This window comes from Streptococcus mitis bv. 2 str. SK95, from assembly GCF_000222705.1.
Lineage (GTDB): Bacteria > Bacillota > Bacilli > Lactobacillales > Streptococcaceae > Streptococcus > Streptococcus mitis_AY.
In genome coordinates, this window is sequence record NZ_AFUB01000001.1 from 1 (window position 1) to 14,507 (window position 14,507).

Sequence of the window (14,507 nt, forward strand, 5' to 3'; positions counted from 1 at the left end):
TATCATATCCTATAGAAAAAGAAAAGAATTTCTAAAGAAAAAGCCCAGTGTTAGGAGCTTCAATGTCTCTTAACACTAAACTTCTTTTCAATCTTAATAATACTCACCTTGACGGTAGTCCCATGAGTTAAAGGTATCTGACAAATGCATCATGATTTTATCAATGTCAAGCCCTTTGCGGATCACAACTGGCGCTGGTGAGGTTGATCGTGCTCCTCCTTGTTCTGGGATGAGTTTTCCGTCTTTATCAACCATAGACACCATCACACCTTGCTCGTAGCGCGTTTCAATCGTTTTGTCAGGTTGGATTGATGCCACATAGTCGTCTGCTTCGATGACAAGGTCCACTGCGCCTTCGATACGTTCTCCGATCCCTTCCACCTTACCACGATTTCCTTTTCCAGATGGGTTGGCTGATGAGGCATAGACCATCTTGCCTTCTTCCCAAAGTTTAGCAGCCAACTGTTCACCAGCTTTACCAAACTTGATGACAAAACAGCTAGTACCACGAACGTCTGTCATGAGTTCTTCACGACCATCACCGTATGCTTTCAATTTCTCAAAGGCTTCTGGTTTCCATGGAAGGATACAACCTAGAAGAATGTCTTCGTCCCAATGTTTTTGGTAGAAGGCTTCAATTTCTGGATTGAGTTGTGCTAAAGCGCGAAGCTCGTCCATGCTACCACAAAGTACAACACCTGGTTTGTTACGGTTACGCTCTTTGGCTTCAAATTTGCGTTCAAGACCTGCCTTATCGCTAGTCATGATGATGTAACCAACTTTTGTAGGGCAAACGATACAACCTCCCTCACCTTTTAAAATATCATAGCCTTCTTGAGAAAGTGTTCCGTTCCATTGAATGTGTTTTGTCATAGTTCTATTTCCTTTTCTATTTTTTCTAATCCTGCCAGTAGGCTGGACGTTGTTTTTCATAGGCAGCAATCAAATCTTCATACTGCAAGGTAATACCGATATCATCCAAACCATTTAAGAGCTTGTGTTTCCATTCGCTATCGATTTCGAAAGTGAATTCTCCGACTGGTGAGATGATTTTCTGTTGTTCCAAGTCCACGGTTACCGGGTCAGTTGGTTGCAAGTTGGCTAGTTTCTCTCTAACCTCCCTAGGCTGAACAATGGGCAACATGCCATTATTGAGTTCATTATTGTAATGAATGTCACCGAAAGATCCTGCAATCACGACCTTAAAACCATAGTCAGCCAGTGCCCAAGCCGCATGTTCCCTCGAAGAACCTGCTCCAAAGTTATCCCCTGAGATGAGAATACTAGCTTTACGATATTCAGGTCGGTTAAAGACAAAATCTGGATCCTCAGTGTAATTATCGTCCAGATAACGCCAAGCATACATGAGGTACTTACCAAAGCCTTTTTTATCAATCAACTTGAGAAACTGCTTGGGGAGTATTTGATCGGTGTCGATATTATCATTCATGAGAGGAACGGTCGTTCCCATATAAACTGTAAATTTCTCCATATCCTCTCCTTACTGGGCCTCTGGCATTTGCCGAACATCTACGAAGCGCCCTGCGATAGCAGCCGCCGCTGCCATGGCTGGACTGCAGAGATGGGTCTTAGCACCAAATCCCTGTCTGTCTTCAAAGTTACGGTTGCTGGTTGAGGCACAGTGGACCCCATCAGGGACCTTGTCAGGATTCATCCCCAGGCACATAGAGCAACCTGGGTCTCGCCACTCAAAGCCAGCGTCTAAGAAAACCTTATCCAAGCCCAACTTCTCAGCAGCTCGTTTGACAGGACGAGAGCCTGGAACCACGATAGCCGTTAAGTTGGGAGCTATTTTCTTCCCTTTGACAAATCGAGCAGCCAATTGCAAATCACTGAGACGAGCATTGGTACAAGACCCGATAAAAATATAGCCTAGTTCAATGTCCGCTGGCTTTTGACCAGGCTCCAAGTCCATGTAATTGTAGGCGCGCTCATCATTCATATCCTTAATTTCTGGAAAACTACTGTCAAAGCCAACGCCCATAGCAGGATTGGTTCCCCAGGTCACCATAGGTGCCAAGTCAGAGACATCCATATGGATAACCTTATCATAAACAGCATCATCATCGCTGACTAGGGTTTTCCAATCGGCAACCGCTTCCTCAAAATCTTTTGGGACACACTCTCGTCCCTTTAAATAATCATAGGTAGTCTGATCTGGATTCATAATTCCCATCTTAGAACCAAACTCGATAGACATATTGCAGATAGTCATTCTCTCTTCCATGGTCAAAGCATCAATCGCTTGCCCACGATATTCCACCACATATCCTACACCACAAGCAACGCCATACTTGGCAATTAAGGCTAAAATGTAATCCTTAGAATAAACTCCTTTTTGAGGAACACCAGTGAATTCTACCAGCATTTTCTTGGGTTTAACCTGCCAGAGTGTCTGAGTAGCAAAGACATGCTCGACCTCACTGGTCCCAATCCCAAAGGCGATAGCTCCGAAAGCTCCGTGAGTAGCTGTGTGGCTATCTCCACAGACGATGAATTTTCCTGGTTGCGTCCGTCCTGTTTCTGGACCTACCATGTGAACAATCCCTTGCTTCTCAGAACCGTGGGCCGCATGTTCGATCCCAAACTCCTCAACATTTTCAGCTAACTTATCAATTTGCGCTTTCGAAATGACATCTCGAATATCATAGATATTGACCGTAGGGACATTGTGGTCAAAGGTTCCAAATGTCAAGTCTGGCCGTCTCAATCTGCGACCCGCATCTCGTAATCCTTGAAAAGCTTGGGGACTGGTCACTTCATGAATATAGTGTTGATCCACATACATGAGTTGAGGCTGCCCCTCTTCTCCTGTGATGACATGGCGGTCCCATAGTTTATCAAAAATTGATTTTCCTGCCATCCATTACCTCCAAATGAAATATAAGGCTACTAGTGTGGTTACCATCCCAAGGAACCAAACCGTTTTAAAATACCATTTTCTAGTCTTGTGGTGAAAGGTCATTCCTGATAACCAGGCACCAAAACCACCACAAGCAAGGGCTAAAATGAGTAAGATTTTCTCTGGAACGCGCCAAGCACCTCTTCTTGCCTTGGATTTATCAATTCCATAAATGATGAAAATTATGACATTCCAAATCAAGAGGGCAAGAGTTATTCCTTCATTTATCTTCATAATCTTTCAATGATGGCTTCCGTCATTTCCTTGGTAGAAGCCTGTCCTCCTATATCTCTCGTTAAAATTCCTGCTGCCAAACTGGCTTCTACAGCATGTTCGATACGCTCTGCATTCTCAAAACGTCCAAAACTATCTCTCAACATCATGGCAACTGACAAAATCATGGAAATAGGATTGGCAATTCCTTGACCTGCAATATCTGGCGCTGAACCGTGAATAGGCTCATAAAGACTTGGCCCCTTTTCAGAATGACTGGCTGATGGCATGACTCCAAGTGTGCCTGATAGAACACTTGATTCATCAGATAAGATATCTCCGAAAAGATTTTCTGTCACGATGACATCAAATTTAGCAGGATTTGTAATCATAAGCATGGCAGCTGAGTCCACTAACTGGTGTTCCAAGGTTACATCCGGGAAATCCTGCGCGACTTCCTCAGCTACTCTCCGCCAGAGTTTTGATGTCGCTAGAACATTTTGCTTATCGATACTAGTAACGATTTTTCTGCGACTTCTTGCAATTTCAAAGGCCTTACGAATAATCCGCTCTACTTCCTCATAGCTATAGTCGTTGATATCACGCGCTTTTTGCTCTTCAAGGATATGATCTCCAAAGTAAATCCCGCCTGTCAACTCACGCACCACGACAAAGTCTACACCAGCAATTCGCTCCGGTTTGAAAGGTGATAAATGCTTGAGACTGTCAAAGATTTTTACAGGGCGAATATTGGCATAGAGATTGAGTTCCTTACGAAGAGCCAGCAAGCCTTGTTCAGGCCGAATAACTGCACCATCATACTGGGGACTACCGATAGCCGCTAGGAGAATAGCATCTGCTTCTCTACTTGCCTTGAGGGTTTCATCAGGTAAGGGTTGCCCCGCAGCATCAATACCTGCACCTCCAAAGGGGCGTCTATCTATCTCATAGTCAAAACCTGTTTTTGAAGCTAGAGCTTCCAGAACTACTAAACCAGCTTCCATAATTTCTGGACCAATTCCATCCCCTGCTAGTGCTACTATTTTCTTTGTCATAGCCTTCTCCTTTACACACTAGGCATGTCTCGGTAGGAAACACTTTGCCCCATCTCACCAGCATTCTCTTTTTGAACAAAAGTATTAGCATTAATATAGGCAATAGCTGAAGCTTTCAATACATCGAAATCAAGACCTGCTGCGTTAAAGATGGTTTCTGTATCTCTGTTTTCAACAGTGACCAAGACCCGAGCCTGGGCATCAATTCCATCTGTCACCGCGTCAATAGTATAGGACACCAAACGAACAGATTGGTTAAAGAACTTATCGATAGCGTTAAAGGTAGCTTCAACGGAGCCTTGTCCTGTCGCATTAAATTCGACTTTTTCACCATCCATATTAGCCAGGCTAACAAGCGCTTCGATGTCATTGTCTGCATGAGTTTGAAGTTGTAAATCATCAAAGTGGAAGCCTTCTGGATTTTCAACCATGGTTCCAGCTACCAGAGCTCGAATATCTGCATCTGTGATTTCTTGTTTCTTGTCCGCTAGCGCCTTGAACTTAGCAAAGAGTGGTTTGATATCCTCTTCTGAAAAGTCTAGGGCCAATTCCCTTAGTTTCTCAACAAAGGCATGGCGACCTGACAATTTTCCAAGCGGAAGACTATTACTCTTAACACCGACCAATTCAGGTGTGATAATCTCATAAGTAAGAGGATTTTTAAGGACTCCATCTTGGTGAATACCAGATTCATGAGAAAAGGCATTACCACCAACCACCGCCTTGTTTTTAGGAACAGGAATACCTGAGAAGCGAGAAACCATTTCTGACGTATTCATTGTTTCATCCAAAACAATATCACTAGTTGCTTGGAAGAAATCCTCACGAATCTTCAAAGCAACAGCTACTTCTTCAAGAGCAACATTACCTGCGCGTTCACCGATACCATTAATAGTTCCCTGGACACGTCCAGCACCGTGTTTAATTGCTGTCAAAGTATTTGCAGTTGCCATACCGAGATCATCGTGACAGTGGACACCAAAGACAACTTTATGATCTGATTTAATATTTTCAGTCAAGTGATCAAAGATGCGTGCAAACTCTTCTGGAGTCGTAAAGCCAACTGTGTCAGGGATATTGATATAAGATGCACCTGCATCGACCGCTGTTTGAACGACTTGTAATAGGAAATCCAACTCTGTTCTAGTCGCATCTTCAGGAGAGAACTCGACAACCTCAAACTTAGAACGTGCATAAGAAACATGCTCCTTAATAGCTTCTAAAATCTCTTCCTTGCTCTTATTGAGCTTATACTTGCGGTGAATCGGACTGGTAGCGATAAAGACGTGAACCTGTGGATACTTGGCATCCTTAAGTGCCTCATAACAAGCATCAATATCAGATTTTACAGAACGAGCTAATCCTGTCACTGCTGTTTTTTTCATGGCTCTAGCAATTTTTTGAACGGCTATAAATGAATCTGGACTAGCAGCAGGAAAACCAGCTTCAATTACAGAAATTCCCCATTTCTCCAGCTGTCTTGCAATGGAAACTTTTTCCTTTATTGAGAAGTTAACACCAGGAGTTTGTTCCCCATCACGAAGACTTGTATCAAAAAATTCAACTTTACGCATAAGATTTCCCCTTTTCCAAATGTGGTTTTAAAAAAAACATCTCGCTCGGAAACCCAAGCGAGATGTTGATTTACTCCCGCTTGGTAAGCCAAACAGGACTAATGCTTTTGCACTAGCCCGAGTACCTCAACAACAAAGCAAATTGATTAAACTTAGCTGTTTTCATGTTTGACTTTCTCCTTCGTTTGATGTCTTGTTAAGTATTTTAGCATAGGAAAAATCTCTTGTCAAGAAAAAATCCAATATTTTCTGAAAATTTCTTCAGTAAAGAATATTTTGCTAATTGAAAGCATTTGAAAATTCAAGCGAACTTCTTTATTTTTTCACGGTCAAGTTCCAACTTTTTTCGATGAGTTCTAACACTTCTTCATCTTGCAAACTATCATCGAGCGCCAGACTAAGCCAGTAGCGTTTGTTCATATGAAAGGCTGGATAAATGCCTTTTTGTGAAAGCAAGTCAGCTACTTGGTCATGTTTGAGGTTGACTGCTTCCGCTAGCCCTTCTCTCCCCTTATCTAGCCTATCCCAAGGTATTCTCATTAAAACAGCATACCACTTTTGATTGCCTTCATGGCGCAATACAGCTGTATCAGGCGACTTTTCCCACAGATACTCCAACTGATTACCATACTTTTCCTGAACTTTAGCCATGATACGCTTAGTCTGAGGGCAGATAAAATCCTGCACGTCAAAACAAGCCTTCCGAATCTGGTAGAGAATCTCCAGACAAGCCTCACGGACACTTCCAACAAAAGTCCCTCTCATACTTTCCATATGGACTTGAGGATAGAGGTCACCCGTTTCCTGGTCAAAGACCTGAAAAGCTAGCTTCCCATCGGTAACTGAAACATTCATAACAAAGTCACCTTGCAAAATCATGCAACTATAAGTCCAAACTCCACTACTTTCTAGAAAACCATAGGCACTGGCTTTTTCTTGATTAAACTGATAGGATTTAAAAATTTCAAACATAAGTGAAAACTGCTACCCAAAGCTAGCAGTTCCTTTCTATTTTTTAAAAGACAACTTTGGTTCCATGAAGTTGTGTCACGCCCAACTGGTCAATAAAGGTTTGACGGTTGTCCAAGTCAATCCCTCCACCTGGTAAGATTTCAATTTTACCTTTTGCATGTTCCAAAATTCTGTGATAGTGGGCAAAACGTTTTTCTAACGAGTCACCAGATACGCCAGCACGAGTCAAGATACGAGTGACACCAGCTTGGCTGAGCCAGTCAATAGCTTCCAACTGGTCTTCATCACTCAATTCATCAAAGGCCATATGGAAGACAATTTCCATTCCTTTAGATGCGGCAATCAGCTTCTCAAGATTAGTCTTATCCAACTTCTTATCAGCAGTTAAAGCACCAAAGACGACCCCTTGGCTACCTGCTTGAGCAGTTAAACGAATGTCTTCTAGCATGATTGCAATTTCCAGATCTTGATAGACAAAGTCGCCACCACGGGGACGAATCATGGTCATAATGGTGCTATCGTAGTTAGCTGCCAATTCAACCGCTGCCTTGGTCACTCCATAACTAGGTGTTGTTCCACCAACTGCTAAATTATCACAAAGTTCGATTCGACGAGCTCCAGCCTGCATTGCTTTTTCAAGCAAGGTCACATTTTCAGCACAAAATTCGTAAATCATTTGATTCTCCTTGATGTTTTCTTTAAATTTATTATATCATATTATTTTAAATATGCTTTTATTTTTATCAAGGCAAATTACTACTATTTTAACTATTCTTTGTCAGGAATGACTTTAAAAAGATAGTAGGTGATAAAGATAATCAAGGCTCCCAAACCGATTTTAACAGGCAAAAGAGGGGCAAAATAAATAGAAATTCCCATCAAGATATAGATAGATACAATGATTTTTTTCTTACGTTCACGCGCTATTGACTTGGTTTCCCGAAAGTCAGCTACATAGGTTTGATAAAGCTTTGTATGATAAAGCCAGTCTTCAAAACGCTTAGAAGATTTTGAAAAGCAAGCGATAGACAGCAAAAGAAAGGGCGTTGTTGGCAAGAGGGGCAAGACAACTCCAACAAGAGCCAAGGCTAAAGAAATAAAACCAAAACTAAGATAAATAAAGCGCATGTCTTCTCCTAATAAAATAATCTTCTACTAGTTTCCCACAAAATGAGGAAATTTGTCAAGTTTAAACTAAAAAGAGCCTGAAATTCATTTTCAGGACTCTTCATTTTATTTAATCTTTTCCTCTTCGTAGTCGCCATTACTACATACAACCTGCTTGCCACCACCACGGACTTTTTTCTCCACAAGGAAGTGTCCGCATTTTGGACAGCCACGGCCAATTGGTTTGTCCCATGAAGTAAATTCACATTCTGGATAGCGATTGCAACCATAGAAGATACGATTGCGCTTGGTTTTGCGTTCAATGATTTGTCCTTGATGGCAGCTTGGACACTCGACACCAATCTCCTTAACAATCGCTTGCGTATGACGGCAATCTGGGAAATTGCTGCATGCATAGAATTTACCAAAACGACCGAGCTTAATCACCATCGGACTGCCACAAACTTCACAGTCAAACCCAGCTGGCTCATCCTTGATCTGAATTTTTTCCATTTCCTCTTCAGCCTTTGCTACTTCTTTGGAGAATGGTTTGTAAAATTCGTCAATAACACGTTGCCACTGCTCTTTTCCAACTTCGACATCATCAAGTTTTCCTTCCATTTCAGCTGTGAAGGTCACGTTTACGATGTCTGGGAAGTATTCAACGATGAGCTTATTAACAATTTCTCCCAACTCTGTTGGTTCAAAACGTTTGGCTGCCAGACGAACGTAGTAACGTTTTTGGATAGTTTCAATAGTCGGAGCGTAGGTTGACGGACGTCCAACTCCATTTTCTTCCAAGGTCTTGATAAGAGTCGCTTCCGAATAGCGAGCTGGCGGTTGGGTGAAATGTTGCTCTGGCTTGCTATTGACCTGCTTGACCACATCTCCTACTGACATATCTGGCAGCATTTTGTTCTTGTCAGAGTCATTGTAAATAGCAAGATAACCATCAAACTTAACTTGGCTTCCATTTGCTGCAAACTGAACCCCATTTTGAGATAGCTTAACAGCCATGGTATCAAAGATAGCGCCTGTCATCTGGCTAGCCACAAAACGGTTCCAGATAAGAGTATAGAGCTTGAGCTGGTCTTTGTCCAAGTACTTAGCGATGCTTTCAGGTGTGTTAAAGACACTAGATGGACGAATGGCTTCGTGGGCATCCTGAGCACCTGAGGCATTCTTGACCTTGCTACCATGCTTGGAATACTTGCTACCAAAACGGTCGTTAATGTAGCTTGCCGCTTCATTCTGAGCCACTGGACTGATACGAGTCGAGTCTGTACGCATATAGGTAATCAAACCTTGCACGCCCGATCCGATATTGATCCCTTCATAGAGCTGTTGGGCTACCATCATAGTCTTTCGAGTACGGAAATTGATTTTGTTAGCAGCATCCATCTGCATGGTTGAAGTCGTATAAGGTAGGGGCGCATTGCGTTTGCGCTCTTTCTTATCTACCTGGTCTACTGTGAAATCTTTGCTAGTCAAATGGGATAAGACTTCTTTGACTTCTTCGTTGGTAGTCAATTTCATCTTTTTGCCATTCATACCATAGAAAGAAGCTTGAAATTGCTTGGTTCCCTTCTTAAAGACACCATCAATTGTCCAGTATTCTTCTGGTTGGAAGGCATTGATTTCATTTTCACGATCAATGATGAGCTTAAGGGCAACAGACTGCACACGCCCTGCTGATAAGCCCTTCTTGACCTTTTTCCACAAAATTGGCGAAATCGAATACCCTACCAAGCGATCCAAGACACGACGAGCCTGTTGGGCGTCGACCAAGTCCATGTCAATCTTGCGAGGTTCTTTAAAGGCATTTTTAACCGCATCCTTGGTGATTTCATTAAAAACCACACGGTTAGCATCGTTCTCATCTAAATCGAGAATATGAGCTAAATGCCAGGAAATCGCTTCTCCTTCACGGTCCGGGTCACTTGCCAGAAAGACTTTATTAGCCTTTTTGGCTTCTTTTTTCAAGTCATTAATGAGAGGGCCTTTTCCACGGATATTGATATACTGCGGTTCATAGTTATTTTCAATGTCAACTGACATGCTGGATTTTTTCAAATCTCGGATATGCCCGACACTAGCTAAAACCTTGTAATTTCGTCCTAGATATTTCTCAATCGTTTTCGCCTTGGCAGGCGACTCCACGATGACTAGATTTTTTTTAACTGTTGATTTTTTCTTCTTTGTTGCCGTAGCCACACTATCACACCTTTTCAAAGTAATAAACTTTATAAAGTGTAAACCATTTTTAAAGACCTGTCAAGACCTAAGTCCTATATATAGAAGAAAAGTTTATCTGAGTGAACAAATTTCTCCTTAAAATTCAAACTCAGCCAACACATCTTGACCACTGCTAATCAGCTTTGCTCCCTCTTGGATCAGGTGGTGACAGCCATCTGAATGGCCATCTAAAATGTTTCCTGGAATGGCAAAAACATCACGCCCTTCCTCCATAGCTCGCTCACAGGTGATGAGACTACCCGAACGCATCCTTGCCTCTGCTACAATAACCCCACGACACAGTCCTGCAATGATACGATTTCGAGCTGGAAAGTGAAATTTCAGAGGTTGCTCGCCAGGTCCATATTCGCTGAGAACCAGATGGTCATTGCCAATGTACTCCTGCAAGCGTTTATTGGCTTTAGGATAAAACACATCCAATCCTGTTCCAATCACAGCAATCGTTTTTCCACCATTTTGGAGTGCAGCCATATGAGCAGCCGTATCAATCCCTTTAGCCGAACCACTGACCACGATTAACTCGTTTTCCAAACCTTGGATAATTTTCTGGACCGACTTAGCACCTTGGCTCGAACAAGAACGACTCCCCACAACAGCAACCTTCGGAAACTTCAACAAGTCCAGATTTCCTTTATAAAATAAGAGCGCTGGAGCATCATAAATCTCACTCAAATCCCAAGGATAACAGTCATCAAGAATCGAGAAGGATGGAAATTTTTGGAACTCCTTCTCCAACTGTGCATCATCTATCTGGAAATAGCGTTCCATCAAGACAGCTGGATTACGGCACCCAGATATTTCTGCAATGTCACCTAGCAAGAGCTCCTGATCTACAGTCTCGTCATATTCAAGGACAGTTAGAATCTGTTGATTGGTCAGCCCAGCTTTTCTCAATTTGTAAATCTCATAGTTTGTGATCTTCATAAGCAACTCCATTTCTTTTTCTACTCATCTATCTATTCGTAAAAATAACAAAAAGAAGACCAGTTGATCTTCTTTTTGTTATTTATTCAGCTTTAGTAGTTGACCAACTACTTTCAACCATCGGTAAGATTGTTTTTAAAGTTTCCCCATCCCCTTCAAGTGAAACATAGCGGATTTTACCATCATTTGATCGGAAAACCCAAGTAACGAGGTATTTCCCTGACTTAGCAATTGCATTGACAACATAGGCTTCATAACCTCCAATGGTCGATTTGGAGCCCCAAACCTTACTGAAATCAGAGCTTTGTTCTTTGGAAGTTAAAATACTAGCAGAGACAGTCACAACATCCAGTTTGGCATACTCTTCTTCGCTGATATTAAACTGCTCAGCCTTGAAGGTATTCAGCGTAACAATGTTGATATCTGTTCCATCGCAATACTGTATATCATTTCCGCCTTCTACTTCATGGAATCGAACCCATGATTTGGGTACCTTGACAAAACCATATTCATTTGAACCGATGATTTGAGTCTCTTCCTTCTTCGCTTCGGAAACAGTAGAGCTAGAGCTACTCGTTTCCTGACTGCTAGAAGAACTAACCACCGCAGTCGAACTTTCTTCGGTTGCTGTTTGCGATTTATTGGAGCATGAAGCTAGAAAAACACTAGCAGTAACTACAGTACCTAAAATTAATAATTTTTTCATCCTACCACCTTTCCATCTGCATTATAAGAAAAATAAGGACTTCTGTCAAATTCTAACCTGATCTATTTTGTCAGTTGATGATTTTACTCGCTCTCATTTAAAGCAAAAACTCTTGAAAAATCTTCAAGAGTTTTGTTTTTTATTTCTATTCTTCATCCATGCTTAAGACGCTAAGAAAGGCTTCTTGTGGTACTTCTACTGATCCAATAGCTTTCATGCGTTTCTTACCAGCTTTTTGTTTTTCAAGAAGTTTGCGTTTACGCGAAACGTCACCACCATAACACTTGGCAAGTACGTTTTTACGAAGGGCCTTGATATCCGTACGAGCCACAATCTTGTGTCCAATAGCTGCTTGAATCGGCACCTCAAATTGTTGACGAGGGATGATTTTCTTAAGCTTATCAACAATGAGTTTTCCACGTTCGTAGGCAAAATCCTTATGAACGATAAAGCTAAGGGCATCAACTTTGTCTCCATTGAGAAGAATGTCCATTTTGACCAGCTTAGATGGACGGTACTCTGACAATTCATAGTCAAAGCTTGCATAACCACGCGTCGAAGACTTAAGCTTATCAAAGAAGTCAAAGACAATTTCAGCAAGTGGGATTTGATAGATAACATTAACACGATTGTCATCAATATAGTCCATGGTCACAAAGTCCCCACGTTTGCGTTGAGCCAATTCCATAACTGCTCCGACAAACTCCTGCGGTACCATAATTTGAGCCTTGACATAAGGTTCTTCAATGGTCGCAATCTTAGTTGGGTCTGGGAATTCTGATGGATTTGACACATCCATAGACTCACCGTCAGTTTGGTTAACCTTATAGATAACAGATGGAGCTGTCATGATGAGGTCGATGTTAAACTCACGCTCCAAACGCTCTTGGATAACATCCATATGGAGAAGTCCAAGGAATCCACAACGGAAACCAAATCCAAGCGCCTGCGATGTTTCTGGTTCAAATTGAAGACTCGCATCGTTGAGCTGCAATTTTTCAAGGGCTTCACGAAGGTCATTGTACTTGTTTGACTCAATTGGATAAAGACCCGCAAAGACCATAGGGTTCATCTGCTTGTAGCCATCCAGCGGTTCAGCTGCAGGATTGCTTGCTAGGGTCACTGTATCTCCGACACGCGTGTCTTGAACCGTCTTGATAGAAGCCGCAATATAACCAACGTCACCTGTCGCTAGGAAATCACGCCCTACTGCTTTAGGTGTAAAAATTCCAACCTCAGTAACGTCAAATGTCTTGCCGTTGCTCATGAGCTGAATCTTATCCCCAGGTTTGACAACTCCATCCATAACACGCACTTGAAGGATAACCCCACGGTAAGCATCATAGACCGAGTCGAAAATCAAGGCCTTGAGTGGTGCCGTCACATCCCCTGTTGGTGCAGGAACTTTCTCTACGATTTGCTCAAGAATCTCTTCGATACCAATACCAGCTTTGGCAGAAGCTAAGACTGCTTCACTGGCATCCAGTCCAATGACATCCTCAATCTCCGTACGCACGCGCTCAGGATCGGCTGCTGGTAGGTCAATCTTGTTAATGACTGGCAGAATTTCCAAATCATTGTCCAAGGCTAGATAAACGTTGGCAAGAGTTTGTGCCTCAATTCCTTGTGCAGCGTCAACTACCAAAATCGCCCCTTCACAGGCAGCGAGCGAACGCGACACTTCATAGGTAAAGTCCACGTGCCCAGGTGTATCAATCAAGTGGAAAATATAGGTCTCGCCATCTTTTGCAGTGTAATTGAGTTCGATGGCATTGAGTTTAATGGTAATTCCACGTTCCCGCTCAAGATCCATACTATCCAGAAGCTGGGCCTGCATTTCACGACTAGAAACCGTCTCCGTCTTTTCCAAAATGCGGTCTGCCAGCGTTGACTTCCCGTGGTCAATATGGGCGATAATAGAGAAGTTTCGAATCTTCTCCTGTCGTTTCTTTAATTCTTCTAAGTTCATGATGCTCTTCCTTTCAGGGTATCTATTAATTATAAATTGTTTTTAACATTTTGACAAGACCATACCCTGCTAGGAGTACTAATCTTTGGCAATAAAGCCATCATTTTCGATAAAGTGGTGTTCTGTCATTCCTTGGTCAGTAAAGACAATCCCATGAAGGACACCACCATAGACAGCTCCTCCATCCATGCCAATCTTGCCATCTTCTGTCATCCAAAGCTCAGCAGTACCTCGGTCTTGCTTGAGCAAACCATAAACCGGTGTATGCCCAAAGACAATGGTTTTTCCTGTATGATTGGCCGCTTCGTGGAATGGTTTTCTGAGCCAGACTTTCTTGTAATCAGTCGTTTCATGCCAGTCATCCAAGGTCAAATCAATACCCGCATGAACAAAGATATACTTGTCTGTCTCTACCACAAATGGCATTTGGCGGATAAATTCGACCAAATCCGCTGCTTCTGTCGCAACCCGTTTGGCATCTTCTACGCCATCAACTGGTGCATCCAAAGGACGTCCTAGGATTGAGTTAATGGTTGTGTCTCCACCATTGCGACGATAATGGTCATAGCTTTCTTCTGGATCATCGAGCCAAGTCAGAAACATATACTCGTGGTTTCCTGATAGACAGATAGCTCCATGATTGTCAACTAAATCCTTGACCATTTCTAAAACACGGCGACTATCTTCACCTCGATCAATCAAATCCCCTAGAAAGAGCAACTGAGTTTGACCATCCCAGGTTTTGAGCAGATCTTCTAGCATACCTGCTTTCCCGTGAACATCTCCAATTACATAATAGTCTGTCATC

Annotated in this window: 14 protein-coding genes; all 14 read right to left on the reverse strand. The window is 42.4% G+C overall.

Features of this window, described 5'->3' with window-relative positions; translation table 11 throughout:
• Nucleotides 1-93: 93 nt before the first annotated feature.
• On the reverse strand, nt 94-873 hold the full coding sequence (locus HMPREF9965_RS02715; protein ID WP_000160505.1) for an L-threonylcarbamoyladenylate synthase: 780 nt from the start codon (nt 871-873) through the stop codon (nt 94-96).
• Nucleotides 874-898: 25 nt separating this feature from the next.
• The gene (gene leuD, locus HMPREF9965_RS02720; RefSeq protein ID WP_000410616.1) at nt 899-1,492 is read right to left on the reverse strand and encodes a 3-isopropylmalate dehydratase small subunit; all 594 of its coding nucleotides are present in this window, start codon (nt 1,490-1,492) and stop codon (nt 899-901) included.
• Between the two features lie 9 nt (nt 1,493-1,501).
• On the reverse strand, nt 1,502-2,884 hold the full coding sequence (gene leuC, locus HMPREF9965_RS02725; RefSeq protein WP_000907576.1) for a 3-isopropylmalate dehydratase large subunit: 1,383 nt from the start codon (nt 2,882-2,884) through the stop codon (nt 1,502-1,504).
• Between the two features lie 3 nt (nt 2,885-2,887).
• Entirely contained in the window at nt 2,888-3,157 is a 270-nt protein-coding gene (locus tag HMPREF9965_RS02730) for a DUF1294 domain-containing protein (protein WP_000700096.1), read from the reverse strand.
• Nucleotides 3,154-4,191 carry a 3-isopropylmalate dehydrogenase gene (leuB, locus tag HMPREF9965_RS02735; protein WP_000162534.1) on the reverse strand — a complete coding sequence of 346 codons (1,038 nt, stop codon included), beginning with the start codon at nt 4,189-4,191 and terminating at the stop codon, nt 3,154-3,156. Before leuB ends, HMPREF9965_RS02730 begins: the two co-directional genes overlap by 4 nt.
• Nucleotides 4,192-4,202: 11 nt before the next feature.
• Nucleotides 4,203-5,765 (reverse strand): 2-isopropylmalate synthase, encoded by a 1,563-nt coding sequence (locus HMPREF9965_RS02740; protein WP_001233220.1) that lies wholly within the window; start codon nt 5,763-5,765, stop codon nt 4,203-4,205.
• Between the two features lie 315 nt (nt 5,766-6,080).
• A complete protein-coding gene (locus HMPREF9965_RS02745) occupies nt 6,081-6,737 on the reverse strand; it encodes an MmcQ/YjbR family DNA-binding protein (protein ID WP_000461599.1) in 657 nt (218 codons plus the stop codon).
• A gap of 43 nt (nt 6,738-6,780) precedes the next feature.
• The gene (locus HMPREF9965_RS02750; protein WP_000638772.1) at nt 6,781-7,413 is read right to left on the reverse strand and encodes a copper homeostasis protein CutC; all 633 of its coding nucleotides are present in this window, start codon (nt 7,411-7,413) and stop codon (nt 6,781-6,783) included.
• Nucleotides 7,414-7,505: 92 nt separating this feature from the next.
• Nucleotides 7,506-7,865 carry a YbaN family protein gene (locus HMPREF9965_RS02755; RefSeq protein ID WP_001211120.1) on the reverse strand — a complete coding sequence of 120 codons (360 nt, stop codon included), beginning with the start codon at nt 7,863-7,865 and terminating at the stop codon, nt 7,506-7,508.
• Between the two features lie 105 nt (nt 7,866-7,970).
• Nucleotides 7,971-10,058 (reverse strand): type I DNA topoisomerase, encoded by a 2,088-nt coding sequence (topA, locus tag HMPREF9965_RS02760; protein ID WP_000179627.1) that lies wholly within the window; start codon nt 10,056-10,058, stop codon nt 7,971-7,973.
• 117 nt (nt 10,059-10,175) lie between these two features.
• Nucleotides 10,176-11,024 carry a DNA-processing protein DprA gene (dprA, locus tag HMPREF9965_RS02765; RefSeq protein ID WP_000705339.1) on the reverse strand — a complete coding sequence of 283 codons (849 nt, stop codon included), beginning with the start codon at nt 11,022-11,024 and terminating at the stop codon, nt 10,176-10,178.
• Nucleotides 11,025-11,106: 82 nt separating this feature from the next.
• A complete protein-coding gene (locus HMPREF9965_RS02770; RefSeq protein WP_000734765.1) occupies nt 11,107-11,730 on the reverse strand; it encodes a hypothetical protein in 624 nt (207 codons plus the stop codon).
• Nucleotides 11,731-11,875: 145 nt separating this feature from the next.
• Nucleotides 11,876-13,699, reverse strand: a complete 1,824-nt coding sequence (lepA, locus tag HMPREF9965_RS02775; RefSeq protein ID WP_001047199.1) for a translation elongation factor 4 — start codon at nt 13,697-13,699, stop codon at nt 11,876-11,878.
• Between the two features lie 78 nt (nt 13,700-13,777).
• Nucleotides 13,778-14,506 (reverse strand): metallophosphoesterase family protein, encoded by a 729-nt coding sequence (locus tag HMPREF9965_RS02780; protein ID WP_000133345.1) that lies wholly within the window; start codon nt 14,504-14,506, stop codon nt 13,778-13,780.
• Nucleotide 14,507: the final 1 nt, after the last annotated feature.

Coding starts and splice junctions, on each gene's coding strand:
- leuB (WP_000162534.1), bottom strand. CDS start 4,191: ATGACAAAGAAAATAGTAGCACTAGCAGGGGATGGAATTGGTCCAGAA.
- leuC (WP_000907576.1), bottom strand. CDS start 2,884: ATGGCAGGAAAATCAATTTTTGATAAACTATGGGACCGCCATGTCATC.
- HMPREF9965_RS02740 (WP_001233220.1), bottom strand. CDS start 5,765: ATGCGTAAAGTTGAATTTTTTGATACAAGTCTTCGTGATGGGGAACAA.
- HMPREF9965_RS02730 (WP_000700096.1), bottom strand. CDS start 3,157: ATGAAGATAAATGAAGGAATAACTCTTGCCCTCTTGATTTGGAATGTC.
- HMPREF9965_RS02770 (WP_000734765.1), bottom strand. CDS start 11,730: ATGAAAAAATTATTAATTTTAGGTACTGTAGTTACTGCTAGTGTTTTT.
- dprA (WP_000705339.1), bottom strand. CDS start 11,024: ATGAAGATCACAAACTATGAGATTTACAAATTGAGAAAAGCTGGGCTG.
- HMPREF9965_RS02780 (WP_000133345.1), bottom strand. CDS start 14,506: ATGACAGACTATTATGTAATTGGAGATGTTCACGGGAAAGCAGGTATG.
- HMPREF9965_RS02715 (WP_000160505.1), bottom strand. CDS start 873: ATGACAAAACACATTCAATGGAACGGAACACTTTCTCAAGAAGGCTAT.
- lepA (WP_001047199.1), bottom strand. CDS start 13,699: ATGAACTTAGAAGAATTAAAGAAACGACAGGAGAAGATTCGAAACTTC.
- HMPREF9965_RS02745 (WP_000461599.1), bottom strand. CDS start 6,737: ATGTTTGAAATTTTTAAATCCTATCAGTTTAATCAAGAAAAAGCCAGT.
- leuD (WP_000410616.1), bottom strand. CDS start 1,492: ATGGAGAAATTTACAGTTTATATGGGAACGACCGTTCCTCTCATGAAT.
- HMPREF9965_RS02750 (WP_000638772.1), bottom strand. CDS start 7,413: ATGATTTACGAATTTTGTGCTGAAAATGTGACCTTGCTTGAAAAAGCA.
- HMPREF9965_RS02755 (WP_001211120.1), bottom strand. CDS start 7,865: ATGCGCTTTATTTATCTTAGTTTTGGTTTTATTTCTTTAGCCTTGGCT.